The sequence below is a fragment of the Sphaerisporangium sp. NPDC049003 genome (assembly GCF_043197795.1).
Classification (GTDB): domain Bacteria; phylum Actinomycetota; class Actinomycetes; order Streptosporangiales; family Streptosporangiaceae; genus Sphaerisporangium.
The window spans coordinates 14,027-36,682 of the sequence record NZ_JBICTU010000017.1; the positions used below are offsets into that span (position 1 = coordinate 14,027).

21 protein-coding genes are annotated in these 22,656 nt (G+C 71.3%); 16 read left to right on the top strand and 5 right to left on the bottom strand.

The window, feature by feature from the left end:
- Nucleotides 1–218: 218 nt before the first annotated feature.
- Both aceE and ACGFIV_RS19690 read left to right on the top strand, forming a co-directional pair.
- Nucleotides 219–2,975: a pyruvate dehydrogenase (acetyl-transferring), homodimeric type gene (aceE, locus tag ACGFIV_RS19685; RefSeq protein ID WP_358556982.1), complete on the top strand. Its 2,757-nt coding sequence runs from the start codon at nucleotides 219–221 to the stop codon at nucleotides 2,973–2,975.
- Between the two features lie 132 nt (nucleotides 2,976–3,107).
- Nucleotides 3,108–4,808, top strand: a complete 1,701-nt coding sequence (locus ACGFIV_RS19690) for a serine protease (protein WP_358556985.1) — start codon at nucleotides 3,108–3,110, stop codon at nucleotides 4,806–4,808.
- 111 nt (nucleotides 4,809–4,919) lie between these two features.
- Here the strand turns inward: ACGFIV_RS19690 and ACGFIV_RS19695 are convergent, their stop codons facing one another.
- Both ACGFIV_RS19695 and ACGFIV_RS19700 read right to left on the bottom strand, forming a co-directional pair.
- Nucleotides 4,920–5,564, bottom strand: a complete 645-nt coding sequence (locus ACGFIV_RS19695) for a WYL domain-containing protein (protein ID WP_358556987.1) — start codon at nucleotides 5,562–5,564, stop codon at nucleotides 4,920–4,922.
- Nucleotides 5,565–5,641: 77 nt separating this feature from the next.
- Nucleotides 5,642–6,664, bottom strand: coding sequence for a PHP domain-containing protein (locus ACGFIV_RS19700; protein ID WP_358556990.1), 1,023 nt, complete (start codon nucleotides 6,662–6,664; stop codon nucleotides 5,642–5,644).
- A gap of 198 nt (nucleotides 6,665–6,862) precedes the next feature.
- Between ACGFIV_RS19700 and ACGFIV_RS19705 the strand changes: the two genes are divergently transcribed.
- The 9 genes from ACGFIV_RS19705 to ACGFIV_RS19745 all read left to right on the top strand — a co-directional run bounded on the left by ACGFIV_RS19705 (nucleotide 6,863) and on the right by ACGFIV_RS19745 (nucleotide 15,250).
- The gene (locus tag ACGFIV_RS19705) at nucleotides 6,863–7,309 is read left to right on the top strand and encodes a hypothetical protein (protein ID WP_358556993.1); all 447 of its coding nucleotides are present in this window, start codon (nucleotides 6,863–6,865) and stop codon (nucleotides 7,307–7,309) included.
- A 33-nt stretch (nucleotides 7,310–7,342) separates the two neighbouring features.
- Nucleotides 7,343–8,497: a glutathionylspermidine synthase family protein gene (locus ACGFIV_RS19710; RefSeq protein ID WP_392836660.1), complete on the top strand. Its 1,155-nt coding sequence runs from the start codon at nucleotides 7,343–7,345 to the stop codon at nucleotides 8,495–8,497.
- A gap of 37 nt (nucleotides 8,498–8,534) precedes the next feature.
- Nucleotides 8,535–8,984 carry a DUF350 domain-containing protein gene (locus ACGFIV_RS19715; protein ID WP_358556999.1) on the top strand — a complete coding sequence of 150 codons (450 nt, stop codon included), beginning with the start codon at nucleotides 8,535–8,537 and terminating at the stop codon, nucleotides 8,982–8,984.
- Between the two features lie 105 nt (nucleotides 8,985–9,089).
- Nucleotides 9,090–10,199, top strand: coding sequence for a helix-turn-helix domain-containing protein (locus ACGFIV_RS19720; protein WP_358557004.1), 1,110 nt, complete (start codon nucleotides 9,090–9,092; stop codon nucleotides 10,197–10,199).
- 117 nt (nucleotides 10,200–10,316) lie between these two features.
- Nucleotides 10,317–11,243, top strand: coding sequence for an ACP S-malonyltransferase (locus ACGFIV_RS19725; RefSeq protein WP_392836876.1), 927 nt, complete (start codon nucleotides 10,317–10,319; stop codon nucleotides 11,241–11,243).
- A gap of 5 nt (nucleotides 11,244–11,248) precedes the next feature.
- Nucleotides 11,249–12,196, top strand: coding sequence for a beta-ketoacyl-ACP synthase III (locus tag ACGFIV_RS19730; protein ID WP_392836879.1), 948 nt, complete (start codon nucleotides 11,249–11,251; stop codon nucleotides 12,194–12,196).
- A 71-nt stretch (nucleotides 12,197–12,267) separates the two neighbouring features.
- A complete protein-coding gene (locus tag ACGFIV_RS19735) occupies nucleotides 12,268–12,507 on the top strand; it encodes an acyl carrier protein (RefSeq protein WP_358558668.1) in 240 nt (79 codons plus the stop codon).
- 73 nt (nucleotides 12,508–12,580) lie between these two features.
- Entirely contained in the window at nucleotides 12,581–13,813 is a 1,233-nt protein-coding gene (gene fabF, locus ACGFIV_RS19740) for a beta-ketoacyl-ACP synthase II (protein WP_358558670.1), read from the top strand.
- A gap of 12 nt (nucleotides 13,814–13,825) precedes the next feature.
- Nucleotides 13,826–15,250, top strand: coding sequence for an acyl-CoA carboxylase subunit beta (locus ACGFIV_RS19745; RefSeq protein WP_392836666.1), 1,425 nt, complete (start codon nucleotides 13,826–13,828; stop codon nucleotides 15,248–15,250).
- 76 nt (nucleotides 15,251–15,326) lie between these two features.
- On the opposite strand, the gene ACGFIV_RS19750 is transcribed toward ACGFIV_RS19745, so the two are convergent.
- Together ACGFIV_RS19750 and ACGFIV_RS19755 are read right to left on the bottom strand one after the other, a co-directional pair.
- The gene (locus ACGFIV_RS19750; RefSeq protein WP_358558672.1) at nucleotides 15,327–15,569 is read right to left on the bottom strand and encodes a DUF397 domain-containing protein; all 243 of its coding nucleotides are present in this window, start codon (nucleotides 15,567–15,569) and stop codon (nucleotides 15,327–15,329) included.
- 25 nt (nucleotides 15,570–15,594) lie between these two features.
- Nucleotides 15,595–16,458 (bottom strand): helix-turn-helix transcriptional regulator, encoded by an 864-nt coding sequence (locus tag ACGFIV_RS19755; protein WP_358558674.1) that lies wholly within the window; start codon nucleotides 16,456–16,458, stop codon nucleotides 15,595–15,597.
- A 241-nt stretch (nucleotides 16,459–16,699) separates the two neighbouring features.
- Between ACGFIV_RS19755 and ACGFIV_RS19760 the strand changes: the two genes are divergently transcribed.
- On the top strand, nucleotides 16,700–17,095 hold the full coding sequence (locus ACGFIV_RS19760; RefSeq protein WP_358558676.1) for an ATP-binding protein: 396 nt from the start codon (nucleotides 16,700–16,702) through the stop codon (nucleotides 17,093–17,095).
- 171 nt (nucleotides 17,096–17,266) lie between these two features.
- Here the strand turns inward: ACGFIV_RS19760 and ACGFIV_RS19765 are convergent, their stop codons facing one another.
- Nucleotides 17,267–17,761 carry a DUF3145 domain-containing protein gene (locus tag ACGFIV_RS19765; protein ID WP_358558678.1) on the bottom strand — a complete coding sequence of 165 codons (495 nt, stop codon included), beginning with the start codon at nucleotides 17,759–17,761 and terminating at the stop codon, nucleotides 17,267–17,269.
- Between the two features lie 191 nt (nucleotides 17,762–17,952).
- Here ACGFIV_RS19765 and ACGFIV_RS19770 point away from each other — a divergent pair, with 191 nt between their 5' ends.
- From ACGFIV_RS19770 to ACGFIV_RS19785, 4 genes are read left to right on the top strand one after another with little or no spacing between them, the layout of a single operon-like run.
- Nucleotides 17,953–18,984 carry a S8/S53 family peptidase gene (locus ACGFIV_RS19770; RefSeq protein WP_358558680.1) on the top strand — a complete coding sequence of 344 codons (1,032 nt, stop codon included), beginning with the start codon at nucleotides 17,953–17,955 and terminating at the stop codon, nucleotides 18,982–18,984.
- Nucleotides 18,985–19,027: 43 nt separating this feature from the next.
- Nucleotides 19,028–19,546: a sigma-70 family RNA polymerase sigma factor gene (locus tag ACGFIV_RS19775; protein WP_358558682.1), complete on the top strand. Its 519-nt coding sequence runs from the start codon at nucleotides 19,028–19,030 to the stop codon at nucleotides 19,544–19,546.
- On the top strand, nucleotides 19,543–20,052 hold the full coding sequence (locus ACGFIV_RS19780) for a hypothetical protein (protein ID WP_358558684.1): 510 nt from the start codon (nucleotides 19,543–19,545) through the stop codon (nucleotides 20,050–20,052). The genes ACGFIV_RS19775 and ACGFIV_RS19780 overlap by 4 nt, the downstream gene beginning before the upstream one ends.
- Complete coding sequence (locus tag ACGFIV_RS19785; RefSeq protein WP_392836675.1) at nucleotides 20,031–22,538, top strand: CHAT domain-containing protein; 2,508 nt, start codon at nucleotides 20,031–20,033, stop codon at nucleotides 22,536–22,538. Before ACGFIV_RS19780 ends, ACGFIV_RS19785 begins: the two co-directional genes overlap by 22 nt.
- Nucleotides 22,539–22,656: the final 118 nt, after the last annotated feature.

Sequence of the window (22,656 nt, forward strand, 5' to 3'; positions counted from 1 at the left end):
TCGGGGCAGGGACGAACCCCCGGTTTGGTGCCAATTGTTGCTTGCTGGGAGAATCGTCCTACCATCGGTGGTCTAGGCCACAGTTGTGCCCCTGCCAGCAGGGACATCTTGGTTACCGGACGGTAGAGATGCACTTTCCGGAGTAAGCGGCCAGGATGGAAGACGACCTAGACATCGAAGAAGAGGCTTACCAGTCCATCCTCGGAAGGCGAGACCCAGTGGCTTCCGGACGCCAGCGTTTCTCGATCATCAGCGACGGCCTACCCAGCCAGCTGCCTGATGTCGACCCCAGCGAGACCCAGGAGTGGCTCGAGTCGCTTGACACCGTCGTGAAGACGGAGGGTCGTAGCCGAGCCCGTTACCTGATGCTGCGCCTGCTAGAGCGTGCGAGAGAGCATCAGGTGGGGGTGCCCGGACTGCGGAGCACCGACTACATCAACACCATCCCGCCGGAGCGCGAGCCGTGGTTCCCGGGCGACGAGTACGTCGAACGGCGCATCAGGGCCTACACCCGGTGGAACGCCGCGGTGATGGTGACCCGGGCCAACGCCCGCACCAACGTCGGTGGCCACATCGCCACCTACGCCTCGGCCGCGTCGCTGTACGAAGTGGGCTTCAACCACTTCTTCCGCGGCAAGGACCACGGTGAGTCGGGTGACCAGGTCTTCATCCAGGGCCACGCCGCCCCCGGCATCTACGCCCGGGCGTTCCTGGAAGGACGACTGAGCGAGTCGCAGCTCGACGCCTTCCGCCAGGAGCTGTCCCTCGGGTTCAAGGGCCTGCCCTCATATCCGCACCCGCGCCTGATGCCCGACTTCTGGGAGTTCCCCACGGTCTCCATGGGCCTCGGGGCGATCGGTGCGATCTACCAGGCGCGGTTCAACCGCTACCTGCTCAACCGCAAGGTCAAGGACACCAGCCGCAGCCACGTCTGGTGCTTCCTCGGCGACGGTGAGATGGACGAGCCCGAGTCGCTGGGCGCGATCGGCCTCGCCTCCCGCGAGGAGCTCGACAACCTCACCTTCGTCATCAACTGCAACCTGCAGCGGCTCGACGGGCCGGTGCGCGGAAACGGCAAGATCATCCAGGAGCTGGAGTCGTACTTCCGCGGCGCCGGCTGGAACGTCATCAAGGTGGTCTGGGGCCGCGAGTGGGACCAGCTCCTGGCCGCCGACGTCGACGGCGTGCTCGTCAACAAGATGAACACCACCCCCGACGGACAGTTCCAGACCTACTCCGTCGAGACCGGTGAGTACATCCGGGAGAACTTCTTCGGTGACGACCCCCGGCTGCGCAAGATGGTCGAGCACCTGTCCGACGACGACATCCGCAAGCTGTCGCGCGGCGGCCACGACTACCGCAAGGTGTACGCGGCGTTCAAGGCGGCTCGCGAGCACGTCGGCCAGCCCACGGTGATCCTCGCCCAGACCATCAAGGGATGGACCCTGGGCAAGGACTTCGAGGCGCGCAACGCCACGCACCAGATGAAGAAGATGAGCAAGGCCGAGCTCAAGGAGTTCCGCGACCGGCTCTACCTCCCGATCCCCGACAAGGACCTTGAGGGCGACCTGCCGCCGTACTTCCACCCGGGCGAGAACGACGAGGAGATCGCGTACATGCGCGAGCGCCGCGCGGCGCTCGGCGGCTACCTGCCAAAGCGCGTGACGCGGGCCAAGGCGCTCAAGCTCCCCGGCGACAAGGTCTACGCCGACCTGAAGAAGGGCTCGGGCAAGCAGAACGTCGCCACGACGATGGCGTTCGTCCGCCTGCTCAAGGACCTCATGCGCGACAAGGAGATCGGCGCGAGGTTCGTGCCGGTCATCCCCGACGAGGCCCGCACCTTCGGCGTCGACGCGATGTTCCCGACCGCCAAGATCTACTCCCCCCACGGGCAGACCTACGACGCGGTCGACCGCAACCTGCTGCTGTCCTACAAGGAGTCGGCCGAGGGCCAGATCCTGCACGAGGGCATCAGCGAGGCGGGCTCCATGGGCTCGGTGATCGCGGCGGGGTCGGCGTACGCCACGCACGGCGTGAACATGATCCCGGTCTACATCTTCTACTCGATGTTCGGGTTCCAGCGCACCGCCGACCAGATGTGGCAGCTCGGCGACCAGATGGGCCGGGGCTTCCTGCTCGGGGCCACGGCCGGGCGCACCACGCTCAACGGCGAGGGCCTCCAGCACGAGGACGGCCACACGCCGCTGATCGCCTCGACGAACCCCGCCGCCGTGTCGTACGACCCGGCATGGGCCTTCGAGATCGCGCACATCGTCCAGGACGGCCTGCGGCGCATGTACGGCGAACAGCCCGAGGACATCTTCTACTACCTCACCGTCTACAACGAGCCCTATCCGCAGCCGGCCGAGCCCGAGAACCTCGACGTCCAAGGGGTGCTCAAGGGTCTCTACCGGTTCGCGGAGGCCCCCGACATCGAGGGTCCCCGGGCGAACATCCTCGCCTCCGGCGTGGCCGGCCGCTGGGCCCTTGAGGCGCAGCGCCTGCTGGCCGAAGAGTGGGGTGTGGCGGCCGAGGTGTGGTCGGCGCCCTCGTGGACCGAGCTCCGCAGGGACGCGCTCGACTGCGAGGAGCACAACCTGCTCAACCCCGAGTCCGAGCAGCGCGTGCCCTACGTCACCCAGGTGCTGACCGACGTGCCCGGCCCGTTCGTGGGCGTCAGCGACTACATGAGGGCCGTGCCCGACCAGATCTCGCGCTGGGTGCCCGGCGACTGGTCGTCGCTCGGCACCGACGGCTTCGGCCTGTCGGACACCCGTTCGGCGCTGCGCCGCCACTTCCACGTGGACGCCGCGTCGATCACCCTGGCCGTGCTGACCGAGCTGGCCAAGCGCGGCGAGATCAAGCAGGAGGCCCTGCGTGAGGCCATCTCGCGCTACCACCTCAAGAACGGCGTCACCGAGGTCGTCGCGCAGCCGACCCCGGAGAGCAACGAGACGCAGTCCATGGGGGTCTGACCTCCTCACTGCCGGCCGGCAGGCCCCCGCGCGACCACGCGCGGGGGCCTGTTTCGTGACCAAGTCCCGCTGGAGCCGCGCGCCAAGTCAGTCACAAGCCATGGACAAGCCGTGTGTTTCACGATTGGCAACGTGAACGGAAACATCAGGAAAAGGCTCACGATGGTCGCCGCCTCGGCGTCGATCGCCATGAGCATGACGGCCGTGGCCGCGCCCGCCACTGCCGATGGCGAACCCAACGTGCCCGTGGGAACCCGTCTGGCCGCCCAGGCCAACCCCGCGGTCCAGCTGACCAGCCTGACCTACAGCGGTCAGGTGGTCGTCCCCACTCCCGAGACCAAGGATTCGGCCCTTGCGGCACTGGGTCAGCAGGCCCGTGATGCCGCGTCCTCCGGCAAGATCGCGGATGACGAGCGCAGCAAGTTGAAGTTCGTCTTCGAGCACATGGCCGCCAGCCCCGACACCTACCTGCGCGCCGCGGGTCCCAACCGGACCGCGGACGCCGAGGTTGGCGGGCTGTGCACCGGCTGGTGGGTGACGCCGGACGGCTACATGGTGACCGGCGCCCACTGCGTCGAGACCCCCGACGAGCAGCTCGGCCAGCTCTTCGCCGAGCAGGCGCTCGGGAAGTTCAACAAGGAGGACGCCCAGACGGCCCTGCAGAGCCTCGGCGACTACCAGACCGACGAGGAGATCCTGAAGCTGGCGACGCAGATCTACGTCAACTTCAACAGCACCCACCTGCAGATCCAGGGGCTGGAGAAGAGCCTGGCGGTCGTGCAGAGCCTGCCCGGCGGCGGCGTCGACAAGACGGCCAAGCCCGTGCCCGCCGAGCTGGTGTCGGTCGGCGAGAGCTACCCCGGCAAGGACTTCGCCCTGCTCAAGGTCAACGGCCAGCAGAACCTGCCGACCGTGCCCCTGGGCGACGACGGGGACGTGCAGATCGGTGACACGCTGTACATCAGCGGCTTCCCCGGCCTGGTGACCAACACCCCGTTCTTCAGCCTGGAGTCCAAGCTGGACCCGGCCCTGACCGAGGGTCCGTACAACGCCAAGCGCGCCACCCAGACCGGCGTGCCGTACATCCAGACCCAGGCCCCGGCCTACCACGGCAACTCCGGAGGCCCGGTCTTCAGCAAGAACGGCAAGGTCATCGGCATGCTGATCGCCGGCTCGGTGACCGACGGCGGCGAGAACACCGAGACCCAGACGTTCGTCCTTCCGGTGAGCATCATCAAGGAGAAGCTCAACGAGAAGAACATCAAGCCGTCGCAGGGGCTCACCTCGACCCGGTACAACGAGGCGCTCGACGACTACTTCCGGCACTACTACTCGCAGGCGCTGCCGAAGTTCCGCGAGGTGCAGGCGCTCTTCCCCAACCACCCCTACGTCGCCAAGTACATCAGCGACAGCCAGCAGGCGATCTCCTCGGGCAAGGACGAGGCACCGTCGGCGATGCTGCCGTGGCTCCTGATCGGCGGAGGCGTGGTCATCGGCCTCATCATCGTCGTGGTGCTCGTGACCTCGCTCAGCAAGCGCCGCAAGCAGGCCGTGCCCGCGTCGTACCCGCCCCAGCAGGGGTACGGTGGCGCCGTCCCCCCGCCGCCGTGGGCCCAGCAACAGCAGCAGGCCGCGCTCCCGTACAACCCGGCGGGTGGCGGGCAGCAGGGCTACCAGACGCCTCAGCACAACGGGGGCTACCCGGCCCAGCACGGCCCGCAGGGACAGCCCCAGCAGGGCCAGCACGGGCAGCAGCAGCCGCAGGTCGCCGATCTGGAGCGTGAGCTGAACGAGCTCCGCCGCCAGCTCGGGAACCGGCCGCCCGGCCAGTGACCCACCCCTCCCAGGGCCCGCCACACGACCATGTGGCGGGCCTTCTGCCTGTCCGGCGGCCCTCGGGAACGCTCTGGTGCCCAGACGCGCCCTGGAAGCGGGCTGGGGACCTCAGCCGAGGGCGGAGTCGCGGGCGATCAGATCGGGGATGTCCGGGGCGTACTCGTCGAGCTGCCGGCGTGCCTTGGCCGGCTCGCCGGTGAGCGCGGCGGCGATGACGCGGTCGAGCCGGAACACCCGGACGTCCTCCCTGAGCCGGCACCAGCCCACCAGGTACCAGAAGCCGCCGCGCCCGCCGATGAACACGCCGGGCTCGACATCGCGCTCGGTGGTGACACCCGAGCGGTCTTCGTACACGATGCGCAGCACCCGGCGTTGTCGCAGCGCGCCGGCGATCACCCGGGCGACCGCCGCCCTCGCGTCCAGGACGGCATCGGCATCGGCGTCGGCATCGATCCGCGTGCCGGCCTCGGCCTCGGCGGGGGTGGGGGCGGGGTCGAGCGGGGGCGGCGGCCCGGCCTCGGCGGGGGCGGGGGCAAGCGGGGGCGGCGGCCCGGCCTCGGCGAAGGCGTAGCCCCCGTGCTCGCCCGGATCGGCGCGGATGGGCACCCCCCATCGCTGGAGGGCCGAGATGTCGCGCTCGACCGTGCGGACGCTCACCCCTAATCGCGCGCTCAGCTCGCGTGCGGACCGGCACCGGGGGGAGATCGCGCGCAGCTCCTGGACCAGAGCGTTGAGCCGATCGGTACGGTTCACGTCCCGAACCTACGCCGGGGCACCGACATTTGGCCCGCCTCGCGACGGCGCCCTGTCGTCGGCGCGCCCGCCGGCGCCTACGCGGTCGTCCAGTCGAGCAGGTCGCCGAGGGACCAGGTGTCGATCACGCGGGCGGCCTCGACGCCGCACCGCGCGGCCCGCTCGCACCCGAAGTGCTGCCATTCGAGCTGGCCGGGAGCGTGCGCGTCGGAGTCGATCGAGAACACGCATCCCATCTCGTACGCCAGCCGCAGCAGCCGCTTGGGCGGGTCGAGCCGGTCGGGACGGGAGTTGATCTCGACCGCGACCCCGAACCGCCGGCACGCCTCGAAGACGATCTCGGCGTCGAACGCCGACTCGGGCCTGAGCCCGCCTCGCCTGCCGCCGGCGCGGACGACGCGCCCGGTGCAGTGGCCGAGCACGTCGACACGCGGGTCGGCGATGGCCGTGACCATCCGGCGGGTCATGTCGCCGGCGTCCATCCTCAGCTTGGAGTGAACGCTGGCGACCACCACGTCGAGCCGATCGAGAAGCTCGGGCTCCTGGTCGAGCGACCCGTCCGGCAGGATGTCGACCTCGATGCCCGTCAGGACGCGGAACGGCGCCAGCTTGTCGTTCAGGGCGGCGATGACGTCGAGCTGCTCGCGCAGCCGGGCCGGGGACAGGCCGCGTGCCACGGTCAGGCGCGGCGAGTGGTCGGTCATGGCGAGGTAGTCGTGGCCGAGGTCGCGCGCCGCCACGGCCATCTCCTCGATGGGCGACCCGCCGTCGGACCAGTCGGAATGGCTGTGCAGGTCGCCCCTGAGCGCGGCGCGCAGGGCGGCGGTCTCCTCGTCGAGGTCGAGACCGGCCGTGTCCTCAAGGCGGCGCAGGTAGGTGGGGATCGCGCCGTCCAGCGCCTCGGTGATCGCCAGGGCGGTGACCTTGCCGATGCCCTTCAGGTCGGACAGGCCTCCCGACCGCGCGAGCCGTGAGAGCTCATCGCGCGAGATGCCCTCGACGGTGGACGCGGCGCCGCGGAAGGCGCGCACCCGGTAGGTCGGCTCGCCCGCCCGCTCCAGGAGAAAGGCGATCCTCTTCAGCGCTTCGACCGGTTCCACAACCGCGAATCTACCCGGCGGGGGCGACATTCTCCCGTGCGCCGATCTCGCCGCCGGCCGGACGCTCCCGCCTGCCGGGATGCCGGCTCCCACGCACCGAGATCGCGATATCCGGCCCATTCGGAAACTTCAGTTCCGATTCTCCCGTTGATCGGTCCAAACGGTACGCTGTGCTGACTTTTCGAGAGATGGAATTCAATGGCCGACCCCAAACCGGACCCTGTCCTGCCGATCCACCCGCTGTCACAGGGGGCGGCGGCCCAGCGGGGCAAGCCACCGGACGAGGGCTGGTCGTCCAGCGCGATCGTCCTCGGGACCATGGGCCTGCTCTCGACTCTGGTCATCGGATTCTGCGCCGCCCAGGGCACCTCCGCCGATCAGGTCACCGCCGACTGCGTGGATCTCGGCAGCCGCCAGCCCGACGGGTCGTACCAGGTCGTGGACGACGACAGGTGCGACGACGACCACGGCGGAAGCTATCACGGCTCGCACGGCGCCTACGGCTGGTACTACGGGGGCTCCCGCGCGGCCGGGCGCGTCCTTCGCGGCACGACCGTCCGGCCGTCGGACGCGCACATCAGCGCCCGGTCGGGCACGGTCATCCAGCGGGGCGGCTTCGGCGGCCGAGGGTCGGGCGGCAGTTGAGCCCCCTGCGGCACGGCCGGGGAAGGGGCTGACGTGCGGCGAGAGGAGTCCACGCCCCGGGACGGCTGGGAAGAGATCATCGAATCGCAGGGGCTGGCCTACCACCGCTCCGCGCATCCGGTACACCTGACCCGCCCGTACTGGGACGAGAGCGTGCACTACACCTTCACCATGCGGGAGGTCCTCGACCTGGAGAGCCAGGTCGAGGAGCTGCACGGCATGTGCCTGGAAGCGGTCCGCCACGTGATCGCCCACGACCGCTACGCCGACTTCGCGATCCCCGCCTGGGCCGTGCCCGAGGTCGAGGCGTCATGGCGGCGCGGCGACCCGCACGTGTACGGCCGCTTCGACCTGCGCTACGACGGGACCGGGCCCGCCAAGCTGCTCGAATACAACGCCGACACCCCGACCAGCCTCGTCGAGAGCTCGCTGGTCCAGTGGTTCTGGCTCAAGGACGTCCACCCCGGCGGCGACCAGTGGAACTCCCTCCACGAACGCCTGGTCGACCGGTGGAAGGAGCTTCCGCTCCAGAGCGGCCCGGCGCACTTCGCATGGACGAACATGGACGAGACCGGCGAAGAGGTGATGACGCTCGGGTACCTGCAGGAGACCGCCGAGCAGGCGGGCCTGACCACCGTCGCGGTCGCCATGGAGGACATCGGGTGGGACTCCCGGAGCCTGCGCTTCGTCGACATGGAGCAGCGGGTCATCCGTACGCTGTGCAAGCTCTACCCGTGGGAGTGGGCGGTCGCCGACCCCTTCGGGCCGCAGGCGGTCAGGCAGCAGATCTCCATGACGTGGATCGAGCCGCTGTGGAAGATGCTGCTCTCCAACAAGGCGCTGCTGGCGGTGCTGTGGGAGATGTACCCCGGTCATCCGAACCTGCTCCCCGCCTACCTCGACGGCCCCCGCGACCTGCCCGCCCACATCGTGAAGCCGCTGCTCGGCCGGGAGGGCGCGAGCATGAGCATCGTGACGCCCGGGGGCACCGAGCGGACCGAGGGCGGCTACGGCGCCGAGGGCTACGTCTACCAGGAGTTCTACGCGCTGCCCGACTTCGGCGGCTGGCGCCCCGTACTGGGCGCGTGGGTCGTCGGGGACGAGGCCGCCGGGCTCGGCATCAGGGAGACCTCCGGTCTGATCACCGATGACTCCTCCTCCTTCGTCCCTCACCGCATCATCCCCTGAGCCGGTGTCCCCACCCCATACGCGCTAGGAGAAACACATGATCATCGCGCTCGCAGACTCGCTGGGAGAGGCGCTCGGACGAGGGGCCCTCGCCATCCTCGCGTACGCGGTGCTGGGCGTCCTGCTGCTGGTCGCCGGCTTCTACGTGATCGACATGGCCACCCCCGGCCGCCTCAGCAAGATCATCCAGACGGACCGCAACCCCAACGCCACGCTGCTCACCGCCTCCGGGCTGGCGGCCGTCGGCCTGATCGTCGCGGCCTCCATCTGGTCCTCCGGCGGGGTGCTCCAGGAGGGCCTGCTCGCCACGCTGGTGTTCGGTCTGGTGGGCATCGCCGTGCAGACCCTCGGGATGCTCCTGTTCGACCGCGTCGCGGGCATCTCGGTCCGCCAGCTGGTGGCCGAACCGGCCCTCCAGCCCGGCGCCGTCCTGCTCGCCGTGACCCATCTCGCGATCGGGCTCATCACCGCGGTCGCGGTGATATAGCGCACCACCACGTCCCGTACGGCTGTCGCACTCGCGTTGACCTGGCACCCTAGGGATGTGAACGACCGGGTACGTGAGGACACCGCGCGGCGCCTCGAACGCGCGATGGGAAGTCTCGGCACCGCGGCGATGACCCGGATGGACGATCGCCTGCCCTGGTACCGCGCGCTGTCGGCCGAGGACCGCTCCTGGGTCGGGCTGGTGGCCCAGGCCGGCATCGCCGCCTTCGTCGAGTGGTTCCAGCACGCCGACGAGGGCAGGCCGACCCCCAGCATCGAGATCTTCGGCACCGCCCCCCGCGAGCTGAAACGCTCGGTGTCCCTTCAGCAGACGGTGGACCTCGTGCGCGTCGTCGTCGAGGTGGTGGAGGCCGAGGTCCAGGAGCTGGCGGCGCCAGGCGGCGAGGAACTGCTCCGGCAGGCGATGCTCCGCTACACCCGCGACGTGGCGTTCGCCGCCGCGCACGTCTACGCCCGCGAGGCCGAGGTGCGCGGCGCCTGGGACGCGCGCCTTGAGGCGCTCATCGTGGACGCGCTGGTCCGCGGCGAGGTGGACGACGGGCTGCACTCCTGGGCCGCGGCGCTCGGCTGGACGTCCTCCCCTGTGGTGGTGCTGGCCGGGCACGCCCCCGACGCCGATCCCCAGACGGTCATCGACGGCATGCGCGACAAGGGCCGCCGTCTCGGGCAGGACCTGCTGGCCGGCGTGCAGGGCGACCGCCTGATCGTCATCGTGGGGGGCGCCGACAGCATCAAGGACGCCGCCAGGCACGTGGTGCCGCGCTTCGGGCCCGGCCCGATCGTCATCGGCCCGGAGGTCCCCGACCTGCACGCGGCGGCCATGTCGGCGCGGGCCGCCACGGCGGGCCTGCGCGCTGCCACGGGGTGGCCCGACGCGCCCCGGCCGGTGCTCGCCGAGGACCTGCTGGCCGAGCGGGCGATCGACGGCGACGACGACGCCCGCGCCCAGTTGATCGAGAACGTCTACAAGCCGCTGGAGGGCACGCCCCTGCTCGATACACTGGCGACCTACCTGGAGCAGGGCACATCTTTGGAAGCCACGGCCCGTCTGTTGTTCGTCCATCCGAACACGGTGCGTTACCGTCTGAAGAAGATCACAGAGCTGACCGGCTACGTGCCGACCGAGGGAAGGTCCGCCTTCACGTTGCAGGTCGGTCTGATCCTCGGCAGGCTGTCGCGGGCGACCGTAACCTAACCGGGGTTCGGTAATGGGCCGGAAACCTCCACTGGAGGTTTCCTACAAAGACCCCCCGACAAAGTTCGTACGGATCATTAGCAGTGTGGTGAACTCCTACAGGGCATGGTGGATTTTGTGCTCGTCATCGTCGCTCCCGGCCAAGGTGCCCAGGCTCCAGGCTTCCTGTCCCCGTGGCTCGAGATCCCCGGTCTCCGTGACCGGCTGTCAGGGTGGTCGGATGTCGCCGGTCTCGATCTGATCTCCTACGGGACCACCGCCGAGGCCGACGAGATCCGGGACACCGCGGTCGCGCAGCCACTGCTGGTAGCCGCCGGCCTCGCCGTCGCCGAGGTCCTGCTCGACGAGGGGCCGTCCGGCGTCCCCGGCGTGGTCGCCGGTCACAGCGTCGGCGAGTTCACCGCGGGTGCCCTGGCCGGAGTGCTCACCCCGGAGCAGGCCATCGGCCTGGTCCGCGAGCGAGGCCAGGCGATGGCCAAGGCCGCGTCGGTCACCGAGACCGGCATGACCGCCGTCCTCGGCGGCGCCGAGGACGAGGTGCTCGGCGCTATCGAGCGTCACGGCCTCACCCCCGCCAACATCAACGGGGCCGGGCAGATCGTCGCCGCGGGCACGGTGGCCCAGCTTTCGGCCTTCAAGGCCGACCCCCCGGCCCGTGCCCGGCTGATCCCGCTCTCGGTCGCCGGAGCGTTCCACACCCACCACATGGCCTCCGCGGTCGAGCACCTGCGCGCCGAGGCGGCCGGCGTCACGCCGGGCGACCCGCGCGTGACCCTGCTGTCCAACGCCGACGGGGCGGCGGTCGCCACCGGCGCCGAGTTCGTCCAGCGGCTGATCGACCAGGTCGGGCGCCCGGTCAGGTGGGACCGATGCATGGCCACGATGGCCGATCTCGGCGTGACCGCCATGATCGAGCTGCTGCCGGGAGGCACGCTCACCGGCCTCGCCAAGCGAGCGCTCCGCGGCATCGAGACGGTCCCCCTCAAGACCCCCGACGACCTCGCGGCAGCCCGCGCCGTGATCAGCAAGGAGACCGCCCAGTGAGGATCATGCGGGGCGCCCCGGGCGCCAAGGTGCTCGCGTTCGGCGGCTACCAGCCGGCCGGGGTCGTCACCAACGACGACCTGGCCAAGACCATCGACACCAACGACGCGTGGATCCAGAGCCGGGTCGGCATCAAGGAGCGCCGCGTGGCGGGGCCCGAGGAGTCCGACGTCGACCTCGCCGTGCAGGCGGGCGGCAAGGCGCTGGCGGCGAGCGGGCTGTCGGCGAGCGACATCGACCTGGTCGTCGTCGCCACCTGCACCCTTGAGGCACAGATCCCCAACGCGGCCGCCCGCGTCGCGCACCGGCTCGGCATCGAGGCGCCCGGCGCCTTCGACGTCAACGCCGCCTGCGCCGGCTTCTGTTACGCCCTGGCGGCGGCGGGCGACGCCGTGCTCGCCGGGTCCGCGACCAACGTGCTCGTCATCGGCACCGAGAAGCTCTCCCAGTGGGTCGACTGGACCGACAGGGCCACCTGCGTGATCTTCGCCGACGGCGCGGGGGCGGCCGTGGTCGGGCCCTCGGACACGCCGGGCATCGGCCCCGTCGTCTGGGGCAGCGCGGGCGACAAGTCCGACGCGATCATCGTCAAGGACCGCGACTCCTTCCTCCACCAGGAAGGCCAGACCGTGTTCCGCTGGGCCACCACCGCGCTTCACCCGGTGGCCAAGGAGGCCTGCGAACGTGCCGGGGTGGATCCCTCGGAGCTGGCGGCCTTCGTCCCCCACCAGGCGAACCTGCGCATCATCGAGGCCATCGCCCGCAAGCTCGGCGCCGACCGGGCCGTCATCGCCAAGGACATCGTGCTCGCGGGCAACACCTCCGCCGCGTCGATCCCGCTGGCGCTGAGCCGCATGATCGAGCGCGGCGAGGTCCAGTCGGGCGACCTGGCCCTGCTCCTCGGCTTCGGCGCCGGTCTGACCTACGCCGGCCAGGTGGTGGAGATCCCCTGAACCTGTACGGAGGCCCGCACGGCTCGCCGTACACAGCAAGAAGAGAACTCAATCCAAGGAGAAATCACGACATGGCAGTGACCGAGCAGGACATCCTCGCGGGCCTCGGCAAGATCATCAACGAGATCACCGGCATCCCGGCTGCCGAGGTCACCCCCGAGAAGAACTTCGTGGACGACCTCGACATCGACTCCCTCTCCATGGTCGAGATCGCCGTCGCCGCCCAGGACGAGTTCGGCGTCGAGATCCCCGACGACCAGCTCAAGCACCTCAAGACCGTCAAGGACGTCGTCAACTTCATCCAGAACTGACCGTCTCAGGCGTCCGGCGCGTCCGGGCGTCTGAGCCCCCCAGCTTCACGACGATCACAAGGAGCGCATCAAAGTGAGTACAGACCGGGTACGTGTCGTCGTCACCGGGCTCGGCGTGACGACGCCCCTCGGTGGAGACGTCGCCTCGACCTGGTCGGCGCTCCTCGCCGGGCAGTCGGGGGTCCGCGCTCTCACCGAGGAGTGGGTCGACCTTCTGCCGGTGAAGTTCGCGGCGCGGGCGGCCGTCGACCCCACCGAGGTGCTCCCGAGGCCCGAGTCGCGCCGCCTCGACCGCGCCGAGCAGTTCGCGCTCATCGCCGCGCGAGAGGCCTGGCAGGACGCGGGCACGCCGAAGGTCGCGCCCGACCGGCTCGGTGTGGTCGTCGGAAGCGGCATCGGCGGGATCACCACGATCCTGGGGGCCTACGACGTCTTCAAGGAGAAGGGCTGGCAGCGGCTCTCGCCGTTCACCGTCCCCATGCTGATGCCCAACGGCTCGGCCGGGTGGATCGGCATCGAGCTCGGCGCGACCGCGGGCGTCCACGCCACCGTCAGCGCCTGTGCCACCGGTGCCGAGTCCATCGGGTACGCCATGGAGATGATCAGGTCGGGGCGCGCGGACGTCGTCGTGGCGGGTGGCACCGAGGCGGCCATCCACCCGCTCAACATCGGCTCCTTCGCCGCGATGCGGGCGATGTCCACGCGCAACGACGACCCCGAGCACGCCTCCCGTCCCTGGGACAAGGGCCGCGACGGCTTCGTGCTCGGCGAGGGCGCGGGCATCATCGTCCTTGAGTCCGAGGAGCACGCCCGCGCGCGGGGCGCCCGCGTCTACGCCGAGGTGGCCGGGGTCGGCTACTCCGGAGACGCCCACCACATCGCCCAGCCCGAGCCCACGGGCGCGGGCCTCAGAAGCGCGGCCCGCCGGGTCCTTGAGGACTCCGGTCTGACCGGCGCCGACATCCGGCACGTCAACGCGCACGCCACCTCCACTCCCGCGGGGGACGTCGTCGAGGCCGTGGCGATCCTGGACATCATCGGCGACCACCCGCTCGTGACGGCGACCAAGTCGATGACCGGTCACCTGCTCGGCGGGGCCGGCGGCATCGAGTCCGTCTTCACGATCAAGGCGCTGTACGACCGGATCGTGCCTCCCACCGTCAACCTGGACGACCTCGACGACGGCGTCGAGATCGACATCGTGCGGGACGTGCCCCGCAAGCTCCCCGATGGCCAGATCGCCGCGATCAACAACTCGTTCGGGTTCGGCGGCCACAACGTCGCCGTCGCCTTCGCCAGCATCTGATTGGGAGCGACAGTGACCGTGCTCGGCGACGGGGTGGCGTCCGCGTCCTCCGAAAAGGAGGCTCCTGATCCTCGCGACCCGCTGATACGTCTTTCAGCGCTGTTCGACGAGGGCTCGATCCACCTGATCTCTCCGGAGGACCGCAGCGGCGTGCTCGCCGCCATGGGCCGCGTGGAGGGCGTGCCGGTGGTGGCCTTCTCCAGCGACGCCCGCGTCCAGGGCGGCGCGATGGGCAGCGAGGGCTGCGAGCACATCGGGCACGCCTACGACGTCGCCGTCCGCGAGCGGGTGCCGATCGTCGGCCTGTGGCACTCCGGGGGCGCCCGCCTCGCCGAGGGCGTCGAGTCCCTGCACGCCGTGGGCCGCGTGTTCGCCGCCATGACCAGGGCTTCTGGCGTGGTCCCGCAGATCTCCGTGGTCCTCGGCCCGGCGGCGGGCGGAGCGGCGTACGGGCCCGCCCTCACCGACCTCGTGATCCTGTCCGACCAGGGCCGCATCTTCGTCACCGGCCCCGACGTCGTCCGCAGCGTCACCGGCGAGAAGATCGACATGGCCGGCCTCGGCGGCCCCGAGCCGCACAGCAAGCGCAGCGGCGTGGTCCACGTGGTCACCAAGACCGACGCCGAGGCGCTGCTGAACGCCCGCCGCCTTGCAGTGCTGCTCGGCCACCAGGGCCGCGTCCGCCTCGACTCGGTGCGGGACGTCGACTTCTCCGGCCTGCTGCCCGAGAAGGTCCGCCGGGCGTACTCCGTGCACCCGCTCGTCAACGGCCTGCTCGACGAGCCCGGGGTCGAACTGCATCCCAAGTGGGCGCCCAACATCGTCACCACGCTCGGCCGCCTCGGGGGCCGCACGGTGGGCGTCATAGCCAACAACCCGATGCGGCTGGCCGGCTGCCTCGACTCCCTCTCCGCCGAGAAGGCCGCCCGGTTCGTGCGCATGTGCGACTCCTTCGGGGTGCCGCTGGTCGTCCTGGTGGACGTCCCCGGCTACCTTCCCGGCGTCGGGCAGGAGCACGACGGCGTGGTGCGGCGCGGCGCCAAGCTGCTGCACGCCTTCGCCGAGGCCTCGGTCCCGCGCGTGACGCTCGTGACCCGCAAGGCGTACGGGGGCGCGTACATCGCGATGAACTCCCGGTCCCTTGGCGCCACCAAGGTGTTCGCCTGGCCGACCGCCGAGGTCGCCGTCATGGGCGCGGTCGCGGCCGTACGGGTGCTCAAGCGCCGCGAGATCGCGGCCGCCCCCGAGGAGGAGCGCTCGGCCCTTGAGGCCCGGCTCGCCGAGGAGCACGAGAAGGTCGCCGGCGGCCTCGACCGGGCGATCGAGCTCGGTGTCATCGACGAGGTCATCAAGCCGGCCGAGAGCCGCGGCGCCATCGCCAAGGTCCTCGCGCAGGCCGCCCCCGCACGCGGGGCCCACGGCAACATCCCGCTCTGACAGCGTTCACGCGACGAGGCCCCGCACCGATCCGCGGGGCCTCGTCGCGTGAACGGCCGGCGCCGGGCCGGCGCGGCTAGGTGGTTCGGACGGGACCCCCGTCGGACATCCAGTCCTTGAAGGCGTCCCACTCGCCCGGAGTGACGTAGAGCTTGGGGCCGTTCGGATCCTTGGAGTCCCGGAAGGCGATCAGCCGCTCGCCGATGCCCGCGCGCGGGACGGTGGCCTGATGGCCGTCGAGAACACCGACCTCTACGCAGTCGCCGCCGTTGGTGCTGTGCGGGCTCTTGCGCCAGCCGCCACGAGGCTCGTGGGTCACCTTGCGTCTCCTTTCCCGGAGGGCCTCAGCCCTTGATTTCCGCGACCGAACTGATGAGGATCGCCGTTTCCCCGGGCGAGAGCGCCCTGCCCAGGAGGTCGGCGAACATCGACGCGTATCTGCGCCGCTCCTGTGGTTCCTCCAGCACGAGACCGCTGGCGGCCTGCTCCAGGTAGACCAGGTCGAGATCGCCCGGCTCCGGGAACTCCAGGAGGTTGAACTGCCCGTCCAGCGCGGAATGAGCGCCCGAGCCGAACGAGAGGATCCTGATGTCGACGTTCGGCAGGGCCCCCGCCTCAAGGAGGTGGCGGAGCTGCCCGCGCATGACGCCCGGCCCGCCGACCTGGCGCCGGATCACGGCCTCGTCGAGCACCACGACGATCTGGATCGGGTCGCCCGCGCGGGTGACGAGATCCTGCCGCGACATGCGCACCGCGACCTTCTCCTCCACCTCCGCGAGGCCCGAGCGCATCGCGGTCGCCTCGATGACCGCCCGCGCGTACGCCTCGGTCTGGAGCAGGCCGGGGACGACCTGCGGCTGGTAGGTGCGCAGGACCGACGCCTCGGCCTCCAGCCCGATATAGGAGTCGAACCCCGGCTTCAGCGTCTGGCGATGGCGGTGCCACCAGCCGCGCTTGCGGGCTTCCCTGGCCATCTCCAGCAGTTCGCCACGGGCCTCGCCGGCGACGCCGTACACCTCCAGCAGGGCCGCGACGTCGGCGGGGGCGGGCCGCGTGAGCCCCGTCTCATAGCGCCAGAGCGTGATGTCGGTGGTGCCCACCAGCTCGGCGACCTCCTGACGCGACTTGGCGCTGGCCTCCCTGAGCCCGCGCAGTTCGGCGACCAGACGGCGATGCCGCGCGGTCGGGCTGCGACGTCGTGCGGTCACGCACCCTCCCCTCTCGGAACACTGGCCCCTCGGAAGAACACTGGCCGCCCAGTCTGACGGTTACCTAGAGCATCCGACAAGACACTCTTTGACACCAACCAATCTGACAGATTGCAAGTTGAGGCATTAAAGGCTCTGCTAAGACTGTGACCTAGGGCGAGCATCTAACCACACAAAGTGGCCAGTGAGTCTGGTGACACTTGAGAGGCGGCAGTAAATGAAGACACCCGCAGGACAGGGCTTGTCCTCTGCCACGCCTCTCGTCACGGCCAACTTCCCCGGAACGCGCGACCAGGCATCCCGCGCACGCGCCCTCGTACGGGAGGCGCTCCAGCACGCCAGGTACGACCGGATCACCGGGGACGCCGAGCTCCTGACGAGCGAGCTGTTCACCAACGCCGTCCAGCACAGCCGCTCGGGCGACCTGGGCACGGTCACCGTCATGGTCCAGGCGGGCGACCTGGTGCGCATAGAGGTCGTCGACGACGGGTCCGCCGTCTCCTCTCCGAGGGTCATGGTTCCGGACGCCGTCTCACTCGGCGGCAGAGGGCTCTTCCTGGTCCAGGCGCTCTCGTCACGGTTCGGCGTGCGCAGGGACCACGTCGCCACCGCGATCTGGTTCGAGCTGGTCCCCTGAGGGCGGCTCCACGAGGTCCACCGGGCAGTCGTTCTCGCACATGCGAACTCCGACGCCGGCGTCCAGCCGCCCACGCGCGTCACCGTCACCCTCCGCCCGGAGATCATCTTCGGAACGGTCCAAGATCCGGTTCGATTCACCCGGAAGGATCGAGGCGTACCGGGCGGGTGGTCAGACGGCGGCGTGGAGCCAGCGGACGGGGGCGCCGTCGCCGGCGTAGCGGAACGGCTCCAGTTCCTCGTCCCACTGCTTTCCGAGCAGTTTGTCGAGCTCTTCCTCAAGGACGACCCGGCCCTGCGCCGCCATGAGCATGACGTTACGGAGCCGGTCCTCGGGGATCATGATGTCGCCGGACACCCCGACCACCGCCGTGAAGGCGCCCAGGGTCGGCGTGTAGGCGTGCCGGGAGCCGTCGACGCCCGCGGAGGCGTCCTCGGTGATCTCGAAGCGGATGCGCTGCCAGCCCATGAGAGAGGACGTGATCGCCCCGGCCGTGCCGGGGCGGCCCTCCCATTCGGCCTGCGTGCGCACCGTGCCAGGCTGAGCTGGCTGAGGAGTCCACGATAGGTCGACGGGTATGCCAAGCACACCCGCGACCGCCCATTCGATGTGCGGGCACAGCGCGGGCTGAGCCGAGTGGACGTACAGCACGCCACGAGCAGACACCGGACCTCCCGTTTCGTACGAGGTGCGCCTTCCCCAACGTCCTCATACTGGGATGATCACAAGTGACTGAGGGAGAGACTACCGTCCGTCGTGGCGGGGCACCAGAGCCGGGTCATACCTAATCACGCTTGGCAACTCTCCGTATGGGGGAAGATACATTCCGTGTTTACCTCCCCCATAAGGAGCCGCCGGTGAACGTGCAGGCAGTGGAGCACATGCCGGGACGGAGCACCCTCATCCGCCCCGGCGTCCTGCTCGCCAGGTCTCCCGTCGCCGCCGCGCGATGGACCCAGGCGGTGGAGAACATCGACGGGGTCTACCTCCTACGGCTGGCGCCGGGGGCCGACCCCTGCGAGATCGCCGCCACGCTCTCCGGCCAGGGGCACGAGGTCTCCCCGAACCACGTCGTCGTCGGCCAGCCGCTGTTCTTCGGCGGGCCCACCGGGGCGCCAATCCCGGCCCCGGCGCCCGCGTACGAGCCGGGCGAGCCTTCCCGGGTGACCGTCGGCCTGCTCGACACCGGCGTGGCCCCGCACCCGTGGTTCAGGGACGCCGAATGGTTCCGCGGCCAGCCCGGCGAGGTCCTGGACGCCGACGGCGACGGGCTTCTCGACCACCAGGCGGGGCACGGCACGTTCATCGCCGGGCTGGTGCTCCGGCAGGCGCCCGGCGTGCGGCTGCGCGTGGCGAGGGTGCTCGACAGCAACGGGTACGGCGACGAGGCCGGGGTGCTCCGGGCGCTCAACCTCCTGCGGGATACCCGCGTCGACGTGCTCGTGCTGTCGTTCGGCTGCTTCACCTACGACGACCGGCCCCCGCCGCTGCTGGAGCGCGCCCTCGCCGGGTTCCCCGACACGGTGATCGTGGCCTGCGCGGGGAACACCGCCTCCCCGCGCCCCTTCTGGCCCGCCGCGATGCCCCGCGTCATCGCCGTCGGAGCCCTCGACTCCACCGAAGGCGAGCGCGCGAGGTTCTCCGCGTACGGCCCCTGGGTGGACGCCTGCGCGCGTGGCGAATCCTTGACCAGCAGTTTCGTGGACTTTCAGCATTTTCACAGCTATGCCGTCTGGAGCGGGACGTCCTTCGCGGCCGCCGTGGTGGCCGGCGCCATCGCCGCCGCGGCCCGGCACATGTCCCCCGGCGAGGCGGCGAACCAGGTGCTCGATCCCGGAAACGGCAGGCGATTCCCCGATCTCGGGGTCCTGGTGCCCACGCCCCGCTAAGGTGCTCACCAAGCGCATCCTCCCGACCACGCGAAGTCATCACATGCCTTACGATCTCGACCTCCTCGACGAGCCGGCCTGGCGCGACCTGGTCGAGCGCTTCGGATACCGCATGTGGGCCGTCGCCCGGGCCTTCGGCCTCGACTCCACCGACGCCGCCGACGCGGTGCAGGCCGCGTGGCTCCGGCTGGTCGAGAGTCTTCACACGATCCGCGACCCCGAGCGCGTCGGCGCGTGGCTGATCACCACCACGCGCCACGAGGCGGCGCGCATCCACCGGAGCCGTTCGGGCGCCCCGCTGGCGGCCCTGCCCGCCGAGATCCCCGCCCCCGACGGCGACCCGGTGGCGGCGATGCTCACCGAGGAGGACGGGCGGCGGCTCTGGGCGGCGGTCGACACGCTGCGCGAGCCGTGCCGCTCGCTCCTGCGGCTGATCGTGTGCGCCCCCGACGCCGGCTACGCGCAGCTGGCACGCCGCCTCGACATGCCCATCGGCAGCATCGGGCCCACCCGCGGCCGCTGTCTCAGGCGCCTGCGGTCCCTTATCGAGGAGGATCGGTGACCGACGACGAGTATGTTCTGGCGGCCCTGAGGATCGCCGCGGGCGCCGATCCGGTGCCCGCGCGGGTCTCGACCGACGCCCGCGCCGTGTACGGCCTGCGCCTCCCGGGAGCCCTGACGGCGGGGCCCGTGGGGGTGCCGTCCGGGGTCCAGCAGCCGTCCGGGCTCCAGCAGCCGTCCGGGGTCCGGCCGCCGTCCGGGGTCCGTTCCGGCGGCCGCCCGGCCGACGGGGAGCCACGGCTGCTCCGCTTCGCCGCCGGCGGGGTGACCATCGACGTCGAGATCACGATCTGCGACTCGCACATCGATCTGGCCGGCCAGGTGCAGCCCGCCCCGGGCAAGGGTGCCCGCGTCGAGATCAGGACACCGCACGTCAGCAAGATCCGCTTCCCCTCCGAGACCGGCGAGTTCGCCACCACAGGACTCCCTCACGGATGGCTGAGCGTCGTCTGCCACCGTCCAGGCAACCCCCCGATCGCCACCCGATGGCAGTGCGTCCGCCTGTGAACGGGCTGGTGGCGGCTGCCGGGGAGGCGGTGCGGTTGTCGGGCGCCGATCCGGGCCGGGCTCGGGAGCACGCGCGGGCCGTACTGGCGGAGGCCGAGGCGGCCGGGTGCCCGGAGGCGGTCTCGGTGGCCCACCGGGCCCTGGCTCTCGCCGCCCGCGAGTTCGGGCACCTCGCGCTGGCGGCGGAGCACCTCGGCCACGCGGTCGAGGCCGCCCGCGACCTGCCCGAGCGTGCCGCCCAGGCCCGGCTCTCCCTGGTGACCGTGCTCGCCGACCTCGGCGACCCCCTGGGAGCGCTCCGCGTCGCCGACCTGGCGGAAGGGCAACTGACCGGCCTCGACCCGGCGCGGCTCGGCGTGCAGCGCGCCGTGGCGCTCGTCCGGCTCGGCAGGTGCGAGGAGGCGGTGGCCCACTGCGACCGGGCCGTCGCAGGGCTCACCGGGGCGGGGGACCCTCGCTTCCTGGCCGGTGCCCTGCTCAACCGGGGCATCGCCCACACCTATATGGAGCTGTACGACGACGCCTGCCGCGACCTGTCGGCCTGCGCGGCCACCGCCAGGCAGGCGGGCCTGGTCCACCTGGCCACCCTCGCCGAGGCCAACCTGCCGTTCGTCGCCACCCGGAAGGGGGACATCCCCGCCGCCTTCGCCGGTTACCGGGCCGCCGAGGAGACGTTGTCCGGCTATCCCGAGCGGCTGGCGGCGATGCGGGCCGACTTCGCGGGAGCCCTGCTCGCGGCGCACCTTCCCGGAGAGGCCCGTGCGCTCCTCCGCCTGGCCGTCCCCGACCTCGCCGCCTCGGGCGCGCTGGTGGCGCTGGCCGAGTCCCGCCTGCTGCTGGCCCAGGTTGAGCTGCTCGTCGGCGACCCGCACCAGGCGTGGGCGGTCGCCGAGCAGGCGGCGGGTGAGCTCGCCGGTCAGGGACGTGACGCGTGGGTGCCGCTGGCCGCCGAGACGGCCCTCCGCGCCCGCCTGGCCATCGAGCGGCCGACGCCGGAGCTGCTCGCGGAGGTACGGTCCCTGGCGGCACGGCTGGCCGCCGAAGGCTGGACGGGCCCGGCGGCGGGGCTCCGGCTCACGGCGGCCGAGCTGGCGGTGGAGCTGTCCGACAGGGACGCCGCCGAGGCCGAGCTCGGTCTCGTCACCGCCGGCGAGCAGCCCGCGGGACGTACCCACCGGGTCGTCCGCCACCATGCCGTGGCCCTTGAGCGGAGCCTGCGGGGCGACCGGCCGGGAGCCTTCTCCGCACTGCTCGCGGGCCTCGCGGAGGCCACCGAGGGCAACGAGCGCCTGGGCGACCCCGGAGTGCGCGCCCACGCCGTACGGGCGGGCGCGCGGCTCGCGGACTTCGGGCTGTCACTCGCGCTGGGCGGCGAACGGCCCGCGACCGCGCCGATGGACGGACGGCCCGAGATCGTGCTGGGCTGGGCCGAGCACTGGCGGGCGATGGCGCGCGGGCGTCCAGGGGAGCCGCCGGCCGTCGGACGGCTGCGCGCGGCGCTCGGCGACGCCGTGCTGATCGAGACGGTGAGGCACGGCGACCGGCTCGCCGCCGTGGTCGTCACGGGCGAGGGCTGCGTGCTGCGACCGCTCGGCTCGTACACGGCCGCCGCCGAGGCGACGATCCGGCTCCGGTACGGCCTGCGGCGTGCGGGCCTGCGCGACACGGGCACGCGCAGCGGGGCGGCGCGGGAGGCCGAGAGGCTTGCCGCACGGCTGCTCGGGCCGCTGGCCGGTGACATCGGAGACCGCCCGGCGATCATCGTCCCGACCGGAGCCCTGCACACCCTGCCGTGGCCGGTGCTACCCCCTTTCCGTGGACGCGCCCTCTGCGTCGCCTCAAGCGCGAACGCCTGGCTGGCGACGACCCAGGGCCGTCCGGCGACTCCTGGTCCCCGTGTGGTGGCCGTGGCGGGGCCCGGTCTGGAACATGCGGGCGCCGAGGCGGCGATGGTCGTCCGCACCCACCAGGGGGCCTCCGGCGCGGCCCCACGGGTCGGCGCCGGTTCCTCCGATGTGGTGGCCTCACGGGTCGGCGCCCGTTTGTCCGATGTGGTGGAAGCGCTCGGCGCGTCCGACATCATGCACATCGCCGCGCACGGCACCTTCTGCGCGCGCGGCCCGCTGCTGTCGAGCATCGCGCTGGACGACGGCCCGCTGATGGCCTACGACCTGCTCCGGCTCCGCCGGACGCCAGGGCTGGTCGTACTGTCGGCCTGCGACGCGGGGATGGCGCACGCCCCGGTCGACGGAGCGCCGCTCGGCCTCGCCGGGGCGTTCCTCGACCAGGGGACCGAGTGCGTCGTCGCCGGTCTCGTGCCGGTCCGCGACGACGAGGCGCTGACGCTCATGACGCTCTTCCACGCGCTGCTCGTCTCCGGGCACACCCCGGCCGCGGCGCTCGCGGCGGCGAGCGAGAAGACCGGCGTCCCCGGCTTCGCCTGCTTCGGCTCCCTCGGACGGCCGAACAGCCCTCCGGAGGGCTGAAACCCCAGCACGGCACGGGATCTGGGATGGACCGTCCCCTTCGCGATCAGGCCTGACGAGTCGCCGGGGTGAGCGCCCGCCCCAGGCGACGGGGTGAGGGGGGTTGTGGGTCTGGGCG

Excerpts from the sequence above, each read along its gene's own strand:
- ACGFIV_RS19705 (WP_358556993.1), top strand. The coding sequence starts at position 6,863 with ATGGCCGACCCCAAACCGGACCCTGTCCTGCCGATCCACCCGCTGTCA.
- ACGFIV_RS19715 (WP_358556999.1), top strand. The coding sequence starts at position 8,535 with ATGATCATCGCGCTCGCAGACTCGCTGGGAGAGGCGCTCGGACGAGGG.
- ACGFIV_RS19720 (WP_358557004.1), top strand. The coding sequence starts at position 9,090 with ATGGGAAGTCTCGGCACCGCGGCGATGACCCGGATGGACGATCGCCTG.
- ACGFIV_RS19730 (WP_392836879.1), top strand. The coding sequence starts at position 11,249 with ATGCGGGGCGCCCCGGGCGCCAAGGTGCTCGCGTTCGGCGGCTACCAG.
- ACGFIV_RS19735 (WP_358558668.1), top strand. The coding sequence starts at position 12,268 with ATGGCAGTGACCGAGCAGGACATCCTCGCGGGCCTCGGCAAGATCATC.
- ACGFIV_RS19775 (WP_358558682.1), top strand. The coding sequence starts at position 19,028 with ATGCCTTACGATCTCGACCTCCTCGACGAGCCGGCCTGGCGCGACCTG.
- ACGFIV_RS19785 (WP_392836675.1), top strand. The coding sequence starts at position 20,031 with ATGGCAGTGCGTCCGCCTGTGAACGGGCTGGTGGCGGCTGCCGGGGAG.